Origin of the sequence: Methylobacterium sp. WL119 (genome assembly GCF_008039875.1) — a bacterium.
Lineage (GTDB): Bacteria > Pseudomonadota > Alphaproteobacteria > Rhizobiales > Beijerinckiaceae > Methylobacterium.
In genome coordinates this window covers 1-19,469 of the sequence record NZ_VRUU01000014.1, presented here as the reverse complement: position 1 = coordinate 19,469, position 19,469 = coordinate 1, and the positions used below count along the sequence as shown (strand labels likewise).

At 72.5% G+C, this 19,469-nt stretch carries 18 protein-coding genes and 1 pseudogene; 8 read left to right on the top strand and 11 right to left on the bottom strand.

Features of this window, described 5'->3' with window-relative positions; genetic code table 11:
- Window positions 1–91: 91 nt before the first annotated feature.
- On the bottom strand, window positions 92–1,051 hold the full coding sequence (locus FV227_RS08310; protein ID WP_147725690.1) for an aldo/keto reductase: 960 nt from the start codon (window positions 1,049–1,051) through the stop codon (window positions 92–94).
- A 5-nt stretch (window positions 1,052–1,056) separates the two neighbouring features.
- Complete coding sequence (locus tag FV227_RS08305) at window positions 1,057–1,701, bottom strand: MBL fold metallo-hydrolase (protein WP_147725689.1); 645 nt, start codon at window positions 1,699–1,701, stop codon at window positions 1,057–1,059.
- A 329-nt stretch (window positions 1,702–2,030) separates the two neighbouring features.
- Here FV227_RS08305 and FV227_RS08300 point away from each other — a divergent pair, with 329 nt between their 5' ends.
- Window positions 2,031–4,382 (top strand): TonB-dependent receptor, encoded by a 2,352-nt coding sequence (locus FV227_RS08300; RefSeq protein ID WP_244029246.1) that lies wholly within the window; start codon window positions 2,031–2,033, stop codon window positions 4,380–4,382.
- 57 nt (window positions 4,383–4,439) lie between these two features.
- Here FV227_RS08300 and FV227_RS08295 read toward each other — a convergent pair whose 3' ends face one another.
- The 4 genes from FV227_RS08295 to FV227_RS08280 all read right to left on the bottom strand — a co-directional run bounded on the left by FV227_RS08295 (window position 4,440) and on the right by FV227_RS08280 (window position 7,148).
- Complete coding sequence (locus tag FV227_RS08295) at window positions 4,440–4,808, bottom strand: hypothetical protein (protein ID WP_147725688.1); 369 nt, start codon at window positions 4,806–4,808, stop codon at window positions 4,440–4,442.
- Between the two features lie 58 nt (window positions 4,809–4,866).
- Window positions 4,867–6,534 (bottom strand): alpha-amylase family protein, encoded by a 1,668-nt coding sequence (locus tag FV227_RS08290; protein ID WP_147725687.1) that lies wholly within the window; start codon window positions 6,532–6,534, stop codon window positions 4,867–4,869.
- A gap of 64 nt (window positions 6,535–6,598) precedes the next feature.
- A complete protein-coding gene (locus tag FV227_RS08285) occupies window positions 6,599–6,919 on the bottom strand; it encodes a BrnA antitoxin family protein (protein WP_147725686.1) in 321 nt (106 codons plus the stop codon).
- Entirely contained in the window at window positions 6,882–7,148 is a 267-nt protein-coding gene (locus FV227_RS08280) for a BrnT family toxin (protein ID WP_147725698.1), read from the bottom strand. Before FV227_RS08280 ends, FV227_RS08285 begins: the two co-directional genes overlap by 38 nt.
- Window positions 7,149–7,309: 161 nt before the next feature.
- Between FV227_RS08280 and FV227_RS08275 the strand changes: the two genes are divergently transcribed.
- Both FV227_RS08275 and FV227_RS08270 read left to right on the top strand, forming a co-directional pair.
- The gene (locus tag FV227_RS08275; protein ID WP_147725685.1) at window positions 7,310–10,330 is read left to right on the top strand and encodes a transglycosylase domain-containing protein; all 3,021 of its coding nucleotides are present in this window, start codon (window positions 7,310–7,312) and stop codon (window positions 10,328–10,330) included.
- 159 nt (window positions 10,331–10,489) lie between these two features.
- A complete protein-coding gene (locus FV227_RS08270; RefSeq protein ID WP_243986475.1) occupies window positions 10,490–11,464 on the top strand; it encodes a hypothetical protein in 975 nt (324 codons plus the stop codon).
- Between the two features lie 36 nt (window positions 11,465–11,500).
- Here FV227_RS08270 and FV227_RS08265 read toward each other — a convergent pair whose 3' ends face one another.
- The gene (locus tag FV227_RS08265; protein WP_147729075.1) at window positions 11,501–11,740 is read right to left on the bottom strand and encodes a hypothetical protein; all 240 of its coding nucleotides are present in this window, start codon (window positions 11,738–11,740) and stop codon (window positions 11,501–11,503) included.
- Between the two features lie 256 nt (window positions 11,741–11,996).
- On the opposite strand from FV227_RS08265, the gene FV227_RS08260 reads away from it, so the two are divergent.
- Both FV227_RS08260 and FV227_RS08255 read left to right on the top strand, forming a co-directional pair.
- Window positions 11,997–12,245: a hypothetical protein gene (locus tag FV227_RS08260; protein ID WP_147729076.1), complete on the top strand. Its 249-nt coding sequence runs from the start codon at window positions 11,997–11,999 to the stop codon at window positions 12,243–12,245.
- Window positions 12,246–12,466: 221 nt separating this feature from the next.
- Window positions 12,467–13,111 (top strand): hypothetical protein, encoded by a 645-nt coding sequence (locus FV227_RS08255; protein ID WP_147858712.1) that lies wholly within the window; start codon window positions 12,467–12,469, stop codon window positions 13,109–13,111.
- 31 nt (window positions 13,112–13,142) lie between these two features.
- On the opposite strand, the gene FV227_RS08250 is transcribed toward FV227_RS08255, so the two are convergent.
- Together FV227_RS08250 and FV227_RS08245 are read right to left on the bottom strand one after the other, a co-directional pair.
- Window positions 13,143–13,826 carry a hemolysin III family protein gene (locus FV227_RS08250; protein ID WP_147729078.1) on the bottom strand — a complete coding sequence of 228 codons (684 nt, stop codon included), beginning with the start codon at window positions 13,824–13,826 and terminating at the stop codon, window positions 13,143–13,145.
- Window positions 13,827–13,973: 147 nt separating this feature from the next.
- Complete coding sequence (locus tag FV227_RS08245; protein WP_147858711.1) at window positions 13,974–15,083, bottom strand: COX15/CtaA family protein; 1,110 nt, start codon at window positions 15,081–15,083, stop codon at window positions 13,974–13,976.
- Window positions 15,084–15,454: 371 nt separating this feature from the next.
- Here FV227_RS08245 and FV227_RS08240 point away from each other — a divergent pair, with 371 nt between their 5' ends.
- Together FV227_RS08240 and FV227_RS08235 are read left to right on the top strand one after the other, a co-directional pair.
- Complete coding sequence (locus tag FV227_RS08240) at window positions 15,455–15,661, top strand: DUF2842 domain-containing protein (RefSeq protein ID WP_147729767.1); 207 nt, start codon at window positions 15,455–15,457, stop codon at window positions 15,659–15,661.
- A gap of 74 nt (window positions 15,662–15,735) precedes the next feature.
- Window positions 15,736–16,113 carry a hypothetical protein gene (locus FV227_RS08235; protein WP_147858710.1) on the top strand — a complete coding sequence of 126 codons (378 nt, stop codon included), beginning with the start codon at window positions 15,736–15,738 and terminating at the stop codon, window positions 16,111–16,113.
- Between the two features lie 15 nt (window positions 16,114–16,128).
- On the opposite strand, the gene FV227_RS08230 is transcribed toward FV227_RS08235, so the two are convergent.
- The gene (locus tag FV227_RS08230) at window positions 16,129–17,190 is read right to left on the bottom strand and encodes a polysaccharide deacetylase family protein (RefSeq protein ID WP_147858709.1); all 1,062 of its coding nucleotides are present in this window, start codon (window positions 17,188–17,190) and stop codon (window positions 16,129–16,131) included.
- A 349-nt stretch (window positions 17,191–17,539) separates the two neighbouring features.
- On the opposite strand from FV227_RS08230, the gene FV227_RS08225 reads away from it, so the two are divergent.
- Window positions 17,540–18,691: a GNAT family N-acetyltransferase gene (locus tag FV227_RS08225; protein ID WP_147858708.1), complete on the top strand. Its 1,152-nt coding sequence runs from the start codon at window positions 17,540–17,542 to the stop codon at window positions 18,689–18,691.
- Window positions 18,692–18,739: 48 nt separating this feature from the next.
- Here the strand turns inward: FV227_RS08225 and FV227_RS28895 are convergent.
- Window positions 18,740–19,469: pseudogene (locus FV227_RS28895) on the bottom strand (lipopolysaccharide biosynthesis protein); the annotation flags it as partial.

Here is a 19,469-nt window from a genome sequence, read left to right as displayed (position 1 = left end):
ATATAGGCGTTCCGCCTTGAAATTGCATCGTTTCCAGGCTTGCACGGCCTGGCTCGGTCCCGTGTTCTGACGCGGCCGCCTTAACGTCGGGTTAGGCCTGAATCCCGCCGGCCGTCGCCGCGTCGAGGCGTGCGATCGCATCGGGCGGGAGGCGCAGCGTGGCGGCCCCGATCAGCTCGTCGAGCTGCGCCACCGAGGTCGCGCTGGCGATCGGCGCGGTGATGCCGGGGCGCGCCATGATCCAGGCGAGCGCCACCTGCGCCGGGCTGGCGCCGTGCTCGGCGGCGACCGCATCGAGCACGGCGAGCAGCGCGAAGCCCTTCGGCGTCAGGTACTTCGACACCCGGTTCTCGCGGGCGCGGCCGGCGGCGGACTCCGCCGAGCGGTACTTGCCGGTGAGGAAGCCGGCCGCGAGCGAGAAGTAGCCGATCACGCCGAGCCCGGCCTCGCGGCAGACCGGCTCGAGCTCGGCCTCGTAGCCGCGCTCGGCCAGGCTGTAGTCGGGCTGCAGGCATTCGTAGCGCGGCAGGCCCGCGCGTTCCGCGACGGCCAGCGCCTCGCGCAAGCGCGCGGCGGAAAAATTCGAGGCGCCGATCGCCCGCACCTTGCCCGCCTGGATCAGGCGCTCGTAGGCGCGCAGCGTCTCCTCCTGCGGGGTCGCCGCGTCGTCGGCATGCGACTGGTACAGGTCGATCCGGTCGGTCCGGAGCCGGCGGAGCGAGGCCTCGCAGGCCTCGGCGATGCGCGCGGGCGCGAGGCCGGTCCTGCCCCCGCCCATGTCCATGCCGACCTTGGTCGCCAGCACGACCTTGTCCCGCGTGCCGCGCGCGGCGAGCCAGCGGCCGATCACCGCCTCCGACTCGCCGCCCGCATGCCCGGGGGCCCAGCGCGAGTAGACGTCGGCCGTGTCGACGAAGTTCAAGCCCGCGTCGACGAAGCGGTCGAGGATCGCGAAGGACGTGGTCTCGTCGGCCGTCCAGCCGAAGACGTTGGCGCCGAGGCACAACGGGGCGACGGACAGGCCGGAGCGGCCGACGGGGCGCGTTTCCATGGCGCTCAACCCTGCAGGAACGGGTTCGAGACCCGCTCCTCGCCGAGCGTCCCGGTGGGGCCGTGGCCGGGGATGAAGGCGAGGTCGTCGCCGAGCGGCAGCACCTTCTCACGGATCGCGCGGATGAGCTGGTCGTGGTTGCCGCCCGGCAGGTCGGTGCGCCCGACCGAGCCCTTGAACACCACGTCGCCGACCAGGGCGAAGCGCGCGTCGCGGCTGACGAACACCACGCTGCCGGGCGAATGGCCGGGGGCATGCAGGATGTCGAAGGCCAGCGGCCCGACGGTCACGGCGTCGCCCTCGTCGAGCCAGCGGTCGGGCACGACCGCGCGGGCGCCGTCGATGCCGTAGTTGGCGCCGGTCTCGGGCAGCGAGTCGAGGAGGTAGCGGTCGGCCTCGTGCGGGCCCTCGATCGGCACGCCGAGGCGCTCGCGCAGCTCGGCCGCGCCGCCGGCATGGTCGATATGCCCGTGCGTCAGCAGGATCTTCTCCACGCTCACGCCCTGCTCGGCGATCGCCGCCTCGATCCGGTCGAGGTCGCCGCCGGGATCGACCACGGCGCCGACCTTGGTCGCGGCATCCCAGATCAGGGTGCAGTTCTGCTGGAAGGGCGTGACCGGGATGATCCCGACGCGGGGCGTGCCTGGCATGGTGGTCCGTTCACCGAGTGGAGGGTGGAAGCGCTGCCCGTTCTAACCCCGATCGGGTCGAGCCGCACCCCGGGGGCGGCCGCACCGCAGGAGCGCTTGTATCCGAAATGCGACGGCTCGGCCGATTCATCGCGCGTGCGCCGCCGCCGGCTGGTTGGTTGACGGTGCAACCGATACAACTTTGTGCACAATCCGTCGTCCGTCTCGCCTTCCTCCAACTCGCCTTCGTCCGTCTCGCGGATCTGCGCCGTGCCCGTGCCGCCCGCCTTCGTCGACATCGCCGCGCGGTTGCCGGTCGCGCCGCGCGTCGACCGCATCGGGTGACCGCGATGGCGTTCCGGCGCTTGCGGGGGCGCGTCCGCCTCCGCCGGATCGTGCCCGCCCTGATGCTGGCCCAGCTCGTATCCGCGGCGGCTGGGGCGGAGGCCGCGGCAAGGCCGGAGGCGGAGGTCCGATCCGGATCGGACGACGGCGTCACCCTCGACACGCTCTCCGTCGTCGGCGAGGCCCGCCCCGACGAGCCCCGCGGCTTCGGCGTGTCCGCTCCGCCCGGATCGGCCCCGAGCCCGATCGAGAACCCCGTCGGCCAGGTGGTGACGTCGATCGGGCGCGCGGGCGCGATCGACGACCGGCCGCCGACGGGGATCGGCGCCGTGCTCGCCAACAGCCCCGGCGTCACCGTCCGCCAGGGGCTCGGCGGCCGCGACGTGGTGATCTCGATCCGCGGCAACAACGCCCGCTCCACCGGCATCACCCGCAACATGGTGGTGCTGGAGGACGGGTTCCTGGTGACGCAGGCCGACGGCGCCTCGCGCTTCGACCTGTCGGATCCCCGCGCCTATTCGCGGATCGACGTGTTCCGCGGGCCGCAATCGGCCCTGTTCGGCAACTATGCCAGCGGCGGCGCGCTGGCCTTCCGCACCCGCACCGGCCGCGAGATCGACGGCGCCGAGGTCGCGGTCGACGCCGGCAGCTTCGGCGTCCTCAACACGTCCTTCGCCGTCGGCCAGGCGAGCGGCCCGTTCGAGATCAGCCTGTTTTCCAGCGACGCGCGCGGCAACGGCTACCAGGGCCATGCGAGCTTCGACACCCAGACCGTCAACCTGCTGGCGAGCTACACCCCGAGCCCGGACGACCGCTTCACCCTCAAGGTGATCGACAACGTGGTCTCCACCGGGCTGCCGGCGCGCGCGTCGCTGAACCAGTTCACCCTCAACCCGTACCAGCGCGGCTGCGAGACCGCCGCGACGGCGGCGCCCGGCTGCGCGACGGTCGCGATCCTGCGCAATGGCATCTTCGGACGGACCGTGGCGGTGACCGCCGACGAGGGCGGCTTCGGGCGCGACGACCGCCGCACCGTCGTCGCCGGCCGCTGGGAGCACGACGTCGACGCGCAGACGACCTGGCGCGTCCAGGCCGGCTACGACGAGCGCCGCTACGACCAGCCGTTCTACACCCTGGCGGGCCGCGCCAGCCTGCCCTCGGTCAACCTCGCCGCCGACCTGACCCGGCGCGGCGAGCTGTTCGGGCTGGCCGCCACCGGCTACCTCGCGCTGAGCTACGACACCATCGACATCCGCGCGCCCACCTTCAACCGGGCGGCCTACGGGGGACCGCGGATCGGCGCGCTGATCGGCCTGCAGGAGGCGATGCAGGACAACCTTGGCGGCCGAGCACGGGCCGAGATCGCCGTGTCCGACCGCTGGACCGCCGTGCTCGGGATCGGCGCGACGCGGACCGCGATCGCCGGGCGCAACACCACCTTCGCCTACACGGCCGCCGGCGCCGCCTCCGCCGTCACCGGGGTCGACCCGACCTACGTCAACGTCGCGCCCGAGCTGATCCTCGTCTACCGGCCGGATGCGGACTGGGCCCTGCGCGGCCGGGTCGCCGCCGGCTACGCGACGCCGTCGGTCGGCAACCTGTTTGTCACGCCGGCCGGCATCCCCGGCGACAACACCGGGCTCCGGTCGCAGGAGAACCTCGGATTCGACCTCGGCGCGGACTGGTCCCCGACGGCGGGCGTGCGCGTCAGCCTCACCGGCTTCTACGAGCTCTTCCGCAACGAGCTGGTCGGCCAGTCGCCGGGGGCGGGGCTCCTGTCCTACACCTTCAACGTGCCGGCCTCGGAGCACCGCGGCATCGAGCTCGGGGCGGAGGCGGCGCTCGGCTCGGGCTGGCGCGGCACGCTGGCCTACACCTTCGACGCCCAGGTCTACACGCGGTTCGTCGAGCGCCTCGCGGCCGGCCCGCTCACCGCCGCGTTCGACCGGGCCGGCAACCGCATCGTCGGCGTGCCGGAGCACCAGCTCCTCGCCCGGATCGGATACGACGTGCCGGCCGGGCCGCTCGCCGGCCTCGGCGCCTACGCCGAGGCGGTGGCGCAGGACGGATCCTTCCTCGACAACGCCAACCTGCTGCGGGTGCCGGGCTTCGCGGTCCTGAACCTCAACGTCCACTACGCGACGGCGCTCGTCGGCGACGTCCGGCGCCTCGACCTCTACGGCGAGGTCCGCAACGTCCTCGACACCGCCTATGTCGGCGCCGCCAACCCGCTGGCGAACACGCTGAGCCCCGTCACCGGCTTGCAGAACGGCCGCGCCGTGCTCGCGAACACGAGCGGCACGATCTTCGCCGGCCCGCCGCGGATCTTCATGACCGGGATGCGGCTGCGATTCTGAGCCTCGTCGCGCGCGGTCGATGGAGCGCGCGGGAGGACGATGCTCTCGGGGTCTCGCTCAGTCGGCCGCCCCGCCCTTCGGCCGGCGGAAGCCGTCGTGGAGCGCCAGCATCTCCGCCATGCCCAGCGCCCGGCTGCTCCAGCGGGTCTCGGCGGTGTTCACCTGGGTGAAGCGGTCGTGCGAGCGGCCGCCATAGGCGCCGAACAGCACCAGCGCCTCCGCGCCGTCGGGCGCCGGGCGGTCGATCCGGTAGGAGGGCGGGCCGCCCTTCGCGGTCACCCCGATCCGCACCACGGCGTCGCCGAAATGCTTCTGGCACATCCGCATGGTGGCGAGCACCGCGCGGAGATAGGCCTCGCCGTCCTCGAGGTCGGGCAGCACGTCGGCGATGGTCGCGTCGGGCGAAAGTGGGGGGCGTCGGGGCATCGGGTTCTCGCTTCCCGGTCTCCCCTACCCTGCCGCGGCGGCAAGCGCGAGGCGCCGGTCAGGTCGGCTTGCGCTTCAGTAGCGCGTCGAGCCCGCCGACCCGAAACCAGTGATAGCCGTAGCCCTCCAGGTAGAGGCCGTGGCGCCCGGCATCGTCCGCCTCGCTGCGCTCGCCCGTGAGCAGGTCGATCAGCAGCAGGCCGTCCGGCGCGGGGACGCCGGTGTCGAGCGCGACCTCGGTCGGGCCGGGCCCGAGGTTGTGGAGGCACAGCACCGCGTTGCCGCGCCAGTCGTAGCGGAGCGCCAGCACGGCCGGCTGGCCGGTCTCGAGCGCGGTGACATCGCCCCAGCCGATCTCCGGCGCCTCCTTGCGCAGGCGGATGATGCTCTGCATCCAGTTGAGGAGCGAGCCGGTCTCGTGGCGCTGGTCCGCGACGTTGACGTGCGCGTAGCCGTAGGCGCCGTGGTCGATCGGCGGCATGGTCGGCGTCGCCGACCGGGTGAAGCCGCCCTGCGCCTCGGGCGTCCACTGCATCGGCGTGCGGGCGCAGTCGCGCTCCTTCAGGGTCAGGTCGTCGCCCATGCCGATCTCGTCGCCGTAGCGCAGCACCGGGGTGCCGGGCAGCGTGAACATCAGCGAGTAGGCCAGCCGGATGCGGCGCGGGTCGCCGTCGAGCATCGGCGCGAAGCGGCGCCGGATGCCGCGGTCGTAGAGCTGCATGCCCTTGTCGGGGCCGAACCTCTCGAAGACGGTCTGGCGCTGCTTCTCGGTCAGGCGACCGAGGTCGAGCTCGTCGTGGTTCCTCAGGAAGATGCCCCACTGGCAGGAGAGCGGCCGGGGCTTGGTCCGCTCGATCGCCTTGACGAGCGGCCGCGCGTCGTGGGCCGCCAGCGCGTAGAAGGTCGCCTGGTTGACCTGGAAGTTGAACATCATGTGCGCGCGGTCGGCGTCGTCGCCGAAATAGTCGAGGTCCTGGCGGGGCAGGATGTTGGCCTCGGCCAGGATGATCGCGTCGCCCTTGCGCCATTGCAGGAACTCGCGGAAGTCGCGCAGCATGTCGAACTGCTCGCGCGGCGCGCCCGTCACGTCGGCGCCCTTCTCGGCGATGACGAAGGGCACCGCGTCCATGCGGAAGCCCGAGACCCCGAGCTCGATCCAGAAGCCCATGATCTTCAGGATCTCGGCCAGCACGGCGGGGTTGGCCGTGTTCAGGTCGGGCTGGAAGTCGAAGAAGCGGTGGAAGTAGTAGGCGCCCGCCGCCTCGTCCCAGGTCCAGGTCGTCGTCTGGACGCCGGGAAACACCATGCCTTCGTCGGCGTTGGCCGGCTTCTCCTTCGACCAGACGTACCAGTCGCGATAGGGCGAATCCGGGTCGGAGCGGGCGGATTGGAACCAGCGGTGCTGGTCCGAGGTGTGGTTGACCACGAGGTCGATCAGCACCCGCAGGCCGCGCTGCTTGGCGGCGTGGGTGAAGGCCACGAAGTCCCCGAGCGACCCGTAATCCGGGTCGACCCCGTAATGGTCGGCGATGTCGTAGCCGCCGTCGCGCTTCGGCGAGGGCTGGAACGGCATCAGCCACACCGCCGTGACGCCGAGCCCCTGGAGGTAGTCGAGCCGCCGCTCCAGCCCGGCGAAATCGCCGATCCCGTCGCCGTCGGCATCCATGAAGGTGGCGACCGACAGGCAGTAGATGACGGCGTTCTTGTACCAGAGGTCGGTGATCATCGGGCCTCGCGAGGTCGAAGGGGGCCCGACGCGCGCGGCGGGACGGAGGAAGCCGGCCGGTCCGCTACTTCCGCGCATGCTCCATGTAGGCGCGCAGCACGGCGTTGATCCGGGTCTGATATCCGCGTCCCTGGCCCTGGAAGAAGGCCAGGACGTCGGCGTCGAGCCGGATGGTCATCGGCTTCTTGCGCGACTCAGGGTGGAACACCGCCTTGCTCCAGTCGATCTCCAGCCCCGCCTCGTCGGGGTCGGAGGCGACCGCGGCCTCGACCTCGGCATCGGTCATGGCCTTCACGGCCTCCCAGTCTGTCCGGTCCTCGCCGTCCCTCCGCATCGCGGTCAGTTCCTCAGCCGTATAGCTGACGATATGCGGCTCGTTCCTCATGACGTGCCCTCCGGAGTGAGATCGCGCGACGCCGATCGCCGCGCCATGTCCAGACCAGGGCGACGAACACCCCGTCGAGTTCGGCGACGGTGATCATGCGCGGCTCGGGCGCATGCGTCGACGGCAGGTCGAGCCGGGCGCGACCGTCGAACAGGAGGTCCGCCCTGACGAAATCGAGCCGGTGCTTGGCAAGGTTGCCGAGCCGCTTGGCCTCGTCCCACTCGAACATCGCAGCGCACCGTAACGTGTCCATACGAAGCGTCAATACGCAGCCGCGCACAAGCCCGGGGCGAGGCACGCTCCTTAAAACAGCCGCGTTGTGCACGCCCTGTTCAGGGCGACGCCCGCAGGTTCGGGGCGCGCGTGGAAGAGCCCGGTGCCCCGGATTTCATGAACACCATCCTGATCAAGCTGTTCGCGACCGCCCTGACGCTGAGCCAGGTCACGACCAAGCCCGATGCGGTGAGGACCCGGTTCGACCCTGCCGTCGACGGTCCGCAGGTCGTGCAGATCCTGCGCGACGGCTGCGCGCACATGCGAAAAGCCTTCGACATCGAGGACATCAACCTCGACGAGCTGATCTCCACCGCGATGGAGGACCCGAGCGCGGTGGCGGGGCCGGCGGCGCCGAAGATCCTGCACGGGCTCGACATCGGCGAGCTGAACACGAGCTACAAGCAGTTCTGCAAGGGCGAGAACCCCAAGACCTCGCCGTTCGACGCCCGCGAGGTGATCGAATTCTACAACAAGGCGACCACCGATCTGCCGACCGCCGAGGCCCTGCGCGACAAGGCGCTGCCGGGCATGACCCGCATCCTCGACGCCTCGGGAAAGCCCTTCGCCGAGACCTTCGAGCCGAACGGCCGCCGCCTCGTCGTGCCGATCGGCGACGTGCCGCAACTGGTCCGACAAGCTTTCATCGCCGCCGAGGACAAGCGCTTCGAGAGCCACCACGGCATCGACGAGCGCGGGGTGATCCGCGCCTTCATCGGAAACCTCGCCGCCCCGGGCCGCCCGGCCGGCGGCTCGACCATCACGCAGCAGGTGGTGAAGAACCTCTCGGTGGGCGACGACGTCACCTACGAGCGCAAGATCCGCGAGATGATCGTCGCCTCCCGCCTGGAGCGCATCCTCGGCAAGCCGCAGATCCTCGGGCTCTACCTCAACGGGATCTATCTCGGCCGCGGCGCCTACGGCATCGAGATGGCCGCCAGGAGCTATTTCGGGAAGTCGGTGGGCGAGCTCACCCTGCCCGAGGCGGCGCTTCTCGCCGGCATGCCGAAGGGCCCCAACTTCTACAGCCCCGACAAGTACCCCGAGCGCGCCCGCGAGCGCCGCGCCTACGTGCTCGCCCGCCTCAAGGAGGAGGGGGCGATCACCGAGGCCGAGATGGCGGCGGCCGTCGCCTCCGACCTCGGGCTGAAGCCGATCGAGACCGCGCGGCGGGATTCCGGGTTCTACGTGGTCGATCATCTCACCCGCGAGGCCCGCACCTTCGCCGGCCTCGACTCGCTCACCGCTTCGTCCTTCACCGTGCGCTCGACCATCAATGCCGGGCTGCAGCGGGCGGTCGAGGGCGCGCTGCAGGACGGGCTGGCGAATTACGAGCGCGGCACCGGGCGCCAGACCTTCTCCGGGCCGGAGTTCAACCTCGCCGACAGCGTGCGCAAGCTCGGGGCGGCGACGCCCGCCCCCGAGGCGGCGCCGCAATCGCTGCCGGGCGTGACCGGGGCGGAGGCGAAACCCGCGGCGAAACCCGAGGCGGCGAAGGCGGCCGTCGGCAGGCCGGCGCGCGGAAAGCCGGTCGCCGCGGCGGCGCCCGCCGAGAAGCCGGTGTGGCTGCGGGCGCTCGAGAGCGCCCGGCCGGTGCTCTACGACGTGCGCTGGCCGCTCGCCGTGGTGCTGGAGACCGGCCGCAACGGCGTGAAGGTCGGGCTCGGCGACGGCCGCGTCGCGCTGCTCGACCCCGGCATCGCCCGCGGCAGGCTGCAGCCGTACGACGTCGTCCGGGTGAAGCTGCGGGACGGCAAAGGTCTGCGCGCCGAGATCCGCGTGAAGCCGTCGGTGCAGGGCGCGGCCCTGGTGCTGGAGAACCGCACCGGCCGCATCCTGGCGATGGCCGGCGGGTTCTCCTACCCGGCGAGCCAGCTCAACCGCGTGACGCAGGCGGTGCGCCAGCCCGGCTCGACCCTGAAGCCGCTGACCTACCTCGCCGCGCTGAATGCCGGCCTGCAGCCCAACACCCTGGTGATGGACGCGCCCGTGACCCTGCCGCCGATCGGCGGGGTCGGCGACGCATGGTCGCCGAAGAACTACGAGGGCGGCGGCTCCGGCCCGACGACCCTGCGGCGCGGCCTGGAATTCTCCAAGAACCTCGTCACCGCCCGCCTCCTCCAGGGCGGGATCGCGGACAAGGCGCCGGCCAGCCTCAAGCGGGTCTGCGACATCGCCCTGGAGGCGCAGATCTACGCCGCCTGCGAGCCGTACTACCCGTTCGTGCTGGGCGCCCAGCCGGTGCGGATGATCGACCTCGCCGGGTTCTACGCCGCGGTGGCCAACGAGGGCGCCCGCACCGCGCCCTACGCCCTCGAAGGGATCGAGCGCGACGGCAGGACCGTCTACGCCCACGCGGCCCGCGAGCCGGTGCGGATCGGCTCGGCCGACCGGGTCGCGTTCTACCAGCTCAAGACCATGCTCCAGGGCGTGACCAACCACGGGACCGCGGCGGCCCTGGCGCGGGTCTCGCAGTTCGTGGCCGGCAAGACCGGCACCTCGGAGAACGAGAACGACGCGTGGTTCGCCGGCTTCACCAACGAGGTCACGGTGGTGGTCTGGGTCGGCTACGACAACGCCGACGGCACCCGCAAGACGCTGGGCCGCGGCCAGACCGGCGGCCACGTCTCCGTGCCGATCGCGTCCGCGATCTTCCAGGCCGCCTGGGCCAACGGCGTGGCCAAGACCCCGCTGGCCCCGCCCTCTCCGGAGGCGCGGCAGATGCTCGTCGACCTCTCGATCGACCCGCGCAGCGGGCAGCGCGTCTCGGGCGGCGGGTTCACCGAGCACTTCCGCAAGGCCGCCGACGGCCGCATGGCCGACACGCAGTACAAGCTGCTGCCGCGCGAGAACGCCTACGCGATGCGGCCGGACGCGGAGGACGGCGACCTCTCGGGCCTCGAGGACGGCGCCGACGTCGCCGGCGACGCCTACGGCAACCGCGCGCCCGATGCCGACCTGCTCGACCCGTTCGGCGACCGGCGCCCGGCGATGCGCAGCCACCGGGCCCAGGGCGACCTCGACGGCGGCTCCCGGCTCTGGCCCGGCCAGACGGCGCGCTCGCCCTTCGGCGACGACGATGCCCGGCCGCGGCGGCGCGACCCCGATTACCTGTTCGGCGACGACCCGCGCTACTGACGCCGCCGCCCCTCCCCCTTTCCCATCGAGGTTTCTTTCGTGCGGATGCAGCTTCCGGCTCGCCTTGCCCTGCCCTTGCTCGTGCTCCCGGGGCTCGTGCTCTCGGGCGCCCCATGCGCGATGGCCCAGGCGCCGGCACCGTCGCCCGCGCAGCCGGGCATGGCGGCGACGCCGGCCGCCGCCGGGCGGATCCGCGAGGTCGCCTCGATCACCGCCGTCGATCCGACGACGCTCAAGCCCGGCGCGATCCTGGTGAGCGACCACCGCGACAACCCGTCGACGCCGGAGAACGGCTTGACGCCCTACCTCGACTGGGTCCGGACCAAGCCTGCGGAGGCGGCCGCGCTCTCGCCCTTCCCCGGCTACAAGGAGCCGGACTACACCACCACCGTGAACGGCGTGGCCAAGCCCCGGCACGAGACGCTGAAGGTCTACGTCGCCGAGGGGCGCTTCGTGGTGGCGCGGCCCCCCGAGGCGATCGACCTCGCGGCGCTGGCCCGTCTCGGCTTCGTGCAGGCGATGGACCCGGCGATCAAGCACAAGGCCCTCGACCCCGCCGACGTGACGCCGACCAAGGACCCCGCCGCGGCCTTCGCCCGCCGTCCCGACCGCCCGTGGTGCGAGCCGGGCACGGTCTGCATCGAGTCGCGCTACGACCTCGAGGGCAAGCTGCCGCTCGGGGTGAAGCTCGCCAACAAGCTGGAGGAGGGCGGCGCGAAGAAGATCGCCGAGTTCGTGACGTTCCAGAGCGAGCTGCGCACCCTCGCCCCCGATCGGGCGGCCGGCCTCGGGGCGCTGACGAAGGTCGACACCACCGTCACGGGCGGGCTGGAGCAGACGATCTTCTGGGTCAACCAGATCCTGCGCTTCGGCAAGTTCCTGGCGGTGTTCCAGCCGATGCCGGGCGACCCGACCAAGACCGTCGTGACCACCTACATGGCGCTGGCGATCAAGGGCGACGTCCTCGACCGCAAGGCGGAATACGCCCGCGTCCCCGTGCTCAGGAACCTGCTGCCGGCGCAGGTGCTGATGGGCAATTCGAGCTTCAACACCGGCACCTCGATCAGCGCCGGCCTGCCGACCTACGCCCGCAACCGCATCGCGGCCTTCGCCGACGCCCTGGCCAAGCGCTAGGGCGCCCCGGGCCGCGGATGCGGAGCGAACCGGGGATCAGTAGCCGCGGTTGGCGATCGAGGGGATCGAGGGCTGGGTGTACAGGCGGTTCACGTCGGGCCGGGTCTGCGTGCCGTTGGTGTCGTTCGAGCGCCGGTAGTTGTCGGTGTTGAAGGTCTCCGCCAGGCCGCTGCGGCTGTCGGGGCCGTCGACGCTGTTGCAGGCGCCGAGGCCGCCGACCAGGGCGGCCGCGAGGGCGAAGGGAGCGAGTGTCTGAACGGTCGGGACGAGGCGCATCGCGGGTCCTGGGGCGTGATCGGGAGGGAAGGCGCGGGAATGACGGGCCGAGGTGTCGGGCCAGTGTGTCCGCGTCAAGGCGGTGCCGATCGCGTGAATCGGTTGCCGGGGATGTGATGTCGCCCGGCCACGGAAAAGTCACCACGGCGTGGCTTTGCGGCCGCGAAACCGGGCATTCGTGTGGAGGAGCGCTGGTGCGACCCTGGCCAAGCGGGTGCGTTCCGGCGACAACGACCGTGATGAGCCGAAAGCCTTCATGAGCAACGTCCTGCCCTTCCGCCCGCGCACCCCCGTGCAGCAGCTCGCCCGTTGCGAGGTCGTCGCCGTCGCCGGAGACCTTCTCACGCTGCTCGAGCAGCTCGAGGACGTCAGCGCCCGCGCCGCCGCCATGGGCCGCCCGGCGCTCGAGGTCGAGCGCACGGTCCAGCACCTGCTCGACGCGGTCAGCGCCGTCGAGCGCGCGCTCGACTGCATCGGCGAGGGCGAGCAGGCCACGCCGGCCTGACGCCCGACGCAGCAACCACCGACATCCGTCCGGACGTTTCGCGCGACCCGATGCGATCGGGCCCGCGCCTTCCGCCATGCGTTCGACCGGTGCGCCCGCCCGCGAATTCGCGTGCAAACTTCGCGGAACTGTCGCGTTTAAGTTGCCGTTAACGGGGTGTCGCATCGCACGCGCCGTGCGGTTCACCTCATGTCTCTGCCCGCGCATCCTTGGAGGGATCGATGACGTCGTCCTTGAACCGTCGCGTCCTCGCCACCGTGCTCGCTGGTGGCCTCGTCGCCGGCGGCGTCGCCCAGGCGCAGGCGGCCGAGCTCGGCTTCTTCGAGGCGCTGTTCGGTGGGGCCCGCCCGGCGGCGCAGGCGCAGGCGCAGGCGCAGGCGCCCGAGCCGAGCCAGCCGGCCTATTCCGGCGGCGCGTACCGTCCGCGTATCCGCCGGGCGGTGTCGCCGCGGCTGCGGCCGCGGACCCGCTACGCCGCCCTGCCCGCCGCGGAGCCGCTGAAGGTGCGGATCACCGATCGCCAGAAGCCGATCGACATGACGGGCGGCGCCGCCGCCGCCCTGATGAAGGACGAGACGCTGCGGCCCGGCGACATCGTGGTGCTGAGCAGCGGAGCCCGCGTGTTCACCGGCGATCCCGATGCGGCCCACACGATGCGCGACTTCGCCCCGGTCGAGCGTTCGGCCTACGTCGATCGCGGCACCCGCAAGCAGCTGGCGGCGCTGATGGCGCCCGCTTCGGCGCTGCCGGCCGACCAGGCGCGCAAGTTCGTCGAGCGGCTGAAATCCACGCCGCGCACGCCCGCGACCCTGATGCCGCAGCAGGCCTCGATGCGCGTCATCAGTCCGTGGACGGTGGCGCCCTGAGGCGCCGACCGATCCTGTCATTCGCGGAGGATCAGCTGATCGCGGCGCCGGTCAGGCTCGCCCAGACCGTGCCGTAATGGCAGGCGGCGGCCGCGAGCACGAATGCGTGCCAGATCGCGTTCTGGAACGGAAGCTTGCGCCAGACGTGGAAGATGACCCCGACCGAGTAGAGCAGGCCGCCGATCGCGAGCATCCACAAAGCGGTCGGCTGCAGCGCCGCGATCACCGATTCGTAGGCGAACAGGCCGCACCAGCCGAGGAGCAGGTAGAGGCCGATCGACAGCCGGTCGAAGCGGCCGGGCAGCAGCAGCTTCACCGCGATGCCGATCCCGGCCACGATCCACACGAAGGCGAGGAGCGCCCACGCCGTCGGCCCGGTCCCGACCAGGGCGACGAGCGGCGTGTAGGTGCCGGCGATCATCAGGTAGATCAGCGCGTGGTCGGCGCGGCGCAGCAGCCATTTGCGCGGGCCGACCGGGTAGAGGTTGTAGGTGGCCGAGACCGCCAGCATCGAGACCAGGGCGGTGGCGTAGACCGCCACCGCGACCCGCTCGGACGTGCCGAGATGCTCCGTCAGCGCCATCGACACCAGGGCGACCGCCCCGGCGAGGCCGAGGAGCACGCCGAGGCCGTGGACCACCCCGTCGGCGACGATCTCGCGCGGCGTATAGTGCCAGGTGAGACCAACCGGTCGTCCGTCTTCGGCCAGGAACATCACAGCCTCCTGCAACGCATCGAGGCTAAGCCGTTTCGATGACACTCGTTCCACCGGCAGACCACGCAGCGCCGAGCCGTCCCGCCTTTTCCACCGATCAGGCTCAACATTCATCCTGAATCGAGGAAGCGGGCCTCCAAGCCGCCATCAGGCGCCGCGTCCGGCCAGCGCCTCGAAGCCGAACGGGGCGATCGCCGGGCCGGTCGTGCGCGTCGCGCGCACGAGGCCGCGGCTCAGGCGCGCATGGACGGTCGCCATCACCAGGACGGCCATCGCCAGCACCTGGTGCGCCAGGGCCGCCCAGAGCGGCACGGCCATCAGCAACGTCGCGATGCCGAGCGCGGCCTGGGCCAAGGCGAGCCCGGCGACGCCGGTGGCGCGCCGCGCGACCGCGCTGCCCGGGGCGGCGACCCGCGCGTCGGCCGCGTGCGCGAGGGCGACGGCGAGCAGCAGGTAGGCGGTCAGCCGGTGGTTGAGCTGGACCAGGGTGACGTTGTCGACGAAGTTCTCGATCCAGGGCCTGACCGAGAACAGCGTCTCGGCCGGCGGGATCAGGGCGCCGTCCATGGTCGGCCAAGTGTTGTGGACGAGACCGGCATGGGAGCCGGCGACCAGGCCGCCGAGGAAGATCTGCGCCAGCACCAGCACCGGCAGGGCGAGCGCGACCGCGCGCAGGCGGAGTCGGGCCGGGGCGACGCTTTCGCTGCGCTCGCCGGCGGCGAGCCAGACGAGGCCCGCCAGGATCAGGCTGGCCATGGTGAGGTGCAGGGCGAGCTTGATCGGCGCCACGGCGGTCATGCCAGGCTGGAGACCCGAGGCTACCATGATCCAGCCGATCCCGCCCTGCGCGCCCCCGAGGATGCCGAGCGTCAGCAGGCCGAGGCCGAGGCGCCGGCTCAGCATGCCGCGCCACCAGAACGCGATCAGCGGCAGGAAGAACACCAGGCCGACGATCCGACCGAGCAGGCGGTGCCCCCATTCCCAGAAATACAGCACCTTGAAGTCGGACAGGCCCAGGCCCTGGTTGAGGATGCGGTATTGCGGCGTGTCGCGGTACTTCTCGAACTCGGTCGCCCAGTCGGCGGCCGAGAGCGGCGGCACCACGCCGGTCACGGGGCGCCACTCGGTGATCGACAGGCCGGACCCGGTCAGGCGCGTCGCGCCGCCGACCGCCACCATCGCGACGACGAGGGCGGCGAGCAGGTAGAGCCACGTGCGGACGGCGCCTTCGCGGCGCGGGGATTCGGCAGGCCTCATCGGGGCGTCGTCGCTCGGATCGGTGACAGGGCGCCACCGGGTTAGGCAAAGCCGGCGCCCGCGGCAACGTCCGGCGTTGCCGCACGCGCGCGGACCGCGGCGGGACGGCGTCGACAGGGCGATCGCGTGAAGCCGCCCGGGGCGGCTTCACGGCGCGAAGAGCGCCGCGCGGAGCGGGGTCTTCAGGACGAATGTCCTGGAGACCGTCGAGCGAAGCGAAAGCCCAAGCCCGCGGAGGCGGGCGCCGGCGATTGAGGCCAGCTGAAAACAAGGGCGATCGCTTTCAGCAATCGCCCTGACGGCGCCGATCCGACGCGTTGCCATCGCCGGCCGCCGGCGCTACCCCCCGGGGCGAGCATCAAGGGAATCGCATGCGCCGCCGCACCCGCACCCTGATCGGGACGATCGGGATCCTGGCCTTCGTCATCGTCTACGCGCCGCTGGCGATGGCGCTGGCCGACAGCCGCATCGCCGAGGCGCCGGCCCTGCTTCAGACCGTGCTCTACAGCATCCTCGGCATCGCCTGGATCTTCCCGCTGATGCCGCTGATCAAGTGGATGGAACGACCGGACCGCTGACGGCGCCCGCGTTTTCGCCGCACTCGGGGGCGAGAAGCGGCCGAACCGCGCCGCTTCGCTCGCAGATGTCCTTCATGCCCCTCCCGAAACCGTCCCCTGCCCTCGCCGGGTTGCTCCTCCTGTGGCTCGGCGGCACCGCCCTGGCCCAGGGGACGCCGCGTTCGGTCGGCGAGTGCGAGCGCCTGAAGAACGACCTCGCCTACAACCAGTGCCTGGCGATGTTCGGGCCGGCGGCCAAGAACGTCGCCGGCGGCTACGCGGCGGGCGAGACCCCGCCCGCGCCCGCCCTGCCCGCGACGGCGGCGGTCGCGACCCAGGCCGACGAGCCGGCCGAGGAGGCCCGCGGCAGCCGGCGCGGGCGCTACCGCGTCCGCCGCGGCCGCCAGAGCGCGGTGTTCACCGCGGGCAGCAGCGAGGGCCGGTCCTACCGGCACCGCCGCCGGCGGCGGTGACTGCGTCCGCCGGGCTCACGCCACGTTGAGGCGTCGGCCGCGGTTCCAGGCGAGGAAGGGCACGCCCGAGAGCAGGCCGGCCAGCGCCGCCCGCGACTGGTGGCAGCCGTTGACCGAGACCCGCGGCAGGGCGTGCAGGTGGCCGGCATGGTCGGGGAAGAGGTGGCCCGGCCGCGTCGTCACCGCGGTCTCGAAGCCGAGGTCGCGGGCGAGCGCGAATTCCCGCGCGCCGGCCGACGTCGGATCACCGACCGGATAGGACAGGTGCCGCACCGGCCGCGCCAGCTCCGCCGCCAGCCGGTCGCGACCCTCGCCGATCTCGCGGAGCGCCGCCTCGGCCGCGTGCTTGGCCAGCATCGGATGGCTGCGCGTGTGCGCGCCGAAGGTCACCGCCGGGTCCCGGCCCAGCGCCCTGAGGTCGTCCCACGACAGGCAGAGCTCGGCGGCGACCGCGCCGGGGGCGATGCCCGCCTCCCGGCACAAAGCCGCGATCCCGTCGAGCAGCCGCGCTTCCGAGCCGCTGCGCAGGTCGCGGTAGACCGCCTCGAAGGCGAGCGCCTTCTCCTGCGGGCTGCGCGCCGGCAGGTCGACCGTCCGCGTGCCGATCGCGACGCGGACCCGCTCCAGCCGGCCGATCGCCCGCTCCAGCTCGATCCACCACAGCCGCCCGGTCTGGTCGGCGAAGTCGCTGGTGACGAACAGCGTCCACGGCACGCCGTGGCGGCGCAGCACCGGCAGGGCGTGCTCGACGTTGTCGCGGTAGCCGTCGTCGAAGGTCAGCACCGCGAAGGGCGGCCGGTAGCGCGCGGCGGCGAGGCGCTCGGGCACCTCGTCGAGGCCGACGACCTCGAAGCCGCGGGCGTCGAGCTCGCGCAGCGTCGCGTCGAGGAAGTCCGGCGTGATCGAGAGCAGGCGGTTCGGCGCGTAGGGACCCGGCGCCTCCGGGCTGACATGGTGGAAGGTGAGGATCACCCCGAGGCCGCAGGCGGCCGGCGCGAGCCAGCGGTCGGCCCCCGTCGCCGAGACGGCCCGGAACCCGGCCTCGAACAGCCGGTGGCGGTTTCGGGACGACAGCATGGCACCGCCTCGATGGGGCAAGATCGATGAAGCAGAAGCGGGACGTCGCAGGCGATGCCGCGCGCCGCGTCGCCCGTTCCTTGTCCCGCTTCGATGTAAACAAAGGCTGAGGTTTCACCGGCGATCCCGGGACCCGAGGCGCGTCGCAACCATGCGTTAGCCACGTCGTCGCTTGGGCGGCGCCGATGCTTCGATCGCACCGCGCCGTACACCCCGGCTTAGGAGCGTGCGCACGAGAACTGGCGCCCGAGACCGATGGTTTGCTGCCTCCGCGAGAGGCCGGCGCGAGGGATGGGCGATGACGGTTCTGGCACGCGGTCCGATGAACCGGGATCTCGCAGGAGCGATCATGGCCCGCGCGGGCGCCCAATCCGGCCTGACCGCCGAGGTCTTCACCGATCTCGATGCCGTCGAGGCGCTGTGGCGCGGGCTCGAGGCCGACCCCGCCTGCCTCGCCACGCCCTACCAGCGCTTCGCCTGGGTCCGCGCCTATGCCGGCGCGGCCGTCGCCCCCGGCGCGCTGCGGATCGTCGTCCTGCGCGATGCCGCCGGCCGGCCGCGCATCCTGCTGCCGCTGGCGGTCGAGCGCCGCCGCGGGATCGCGATCGCCCGGACGCTCGGCGGCGACCACGCCAACTACCACCTGCCGCTCTTCGCCGCCCGCGACGCCGCCGCGGTGCCGGCCGAGGACGTGATCGCGGCGCTCGGCCTGGTCGGGCGCGCCGCCGGCATCGACGTCTACGCGCTCGGGCACCAGCCCCGCACCTGGGACGGGGCGGTCAACCCGCTGGCGATCCGCGGCGAGGCGGCGCCGAGCGACGGCTACGGAATGATGCTCGGGCCCGATCCCGAATCGACGCTCAAGCGCGCCTTCAGCGCCGACGCGCGCAAGAAGCTGCGCTCCAAGGAGAAGCGCCTCGTCGAGGCGCACGGCGCCCTCGCCTACCGCAAGGCCGCCGACGGCGCCGAGGCCGCGCGGTTCCTGTCGGCCTTTTACGCCCAGAAGGCGGCACGCTTCGCCGCGATGGGCATCGCCGACCCTTATGCCGACCCCGCGATCCGCGCCTTCCTCACGGCCGCCACCGCGGGCGAGAACCCGGCGGTCGAGATCCACGCGCTGGTGCTGGAGGCGACCGGCCGCGTGCTCGCGACCTTCGGCGGGGCGGTCGACGGGGCGCGCTACAGCGGCATGATGACGGCGTTCGACGCCGACCCCGAGATCGCCCGCTTCAGCCCCGGCGACCTGCTGCTCCATCACCTCGTGCGCGACCAGGCCGCGCAGGGGCGCCGCGCATTCGACCTCGGCGTCGGCGAGGCCCGCTACAAGGCGAGCGTCTGCGACGAGACCATCCCGCTGGTGGAGGCGACGCTGCCGGTGACGCTGCGCGGCCACGCCTACGGGTTCGTGGCGACGCGGCTTACCCGGCTCAAGCGCCGGATCAAGCGCGACCCGCGCCTGTTCGCCCTCGTCCGGCGCCTGCGGCGGATGAAGGGCGGTTGAAGCGGCTCGAGGCCCCGCCGTCTCCGCACGGAGACGGCGGGGCTCCGGTCACGCCGCCGACAGGCGCAGCGCCATCGGTTCGGTGCGGACGGCGCGGGCCTGAGCCGGCCGGTCCTGGGCGACGAGGACCTGGCCCGCGCCGGAATCCTCGGCGCTGGCGAACAGGTCGCCGAGATCGGGATCGTCGAGGGCCGCGTTCGAGGCGATGATCACGCTGTCCATCAGGCCGCCGAGGGCGGGGAGCAGGGCGTGCGCGCCCGGCTCCGCCCGCAGGCGGCAGACCACCCAGTCGTAGGCCTCGGCCATCGCCTCGACGGTGATCGCCACCGCGTCCGGCTCCTCGAGCAGCACCTCGGTCTCCAGCGAGCCGGCGGCGATCCGGTGCAGCCCGGAGCCGCGTTCGGCCTGGATCACGTCGAGGAAGGCGGCCTCCCCGGCGACGAGATCCGTCAGGCCCGGCGCGTCGGCGTCGGAGGCCGGTCCGTTCAGGTCGACCGAGAGCGCGGAGGCCCGGCCCGAGAGCGCCGCCTCGATCGCTTCGACGAGGCTCGGGCCTGCTGCAGGCCGGCCGGGGCCCGCGGTCTCGACGACGAGGAGGGTGCGCCCGCTGCCGGCACGCGGACCGGCTTCGAGGCGGGCGATCAGCGGCGCGAGATCGAACGCCGCGGCGCGGGGCGGCGCCGGCTCGGGCGTCGCGGCGACGGGCAGGACGGGTTCGGGCGCGGCTTCGGCCTCCTCGGCCGGCGCTTCGGCCGCCGCGGAATGGGCCGACGCGCGC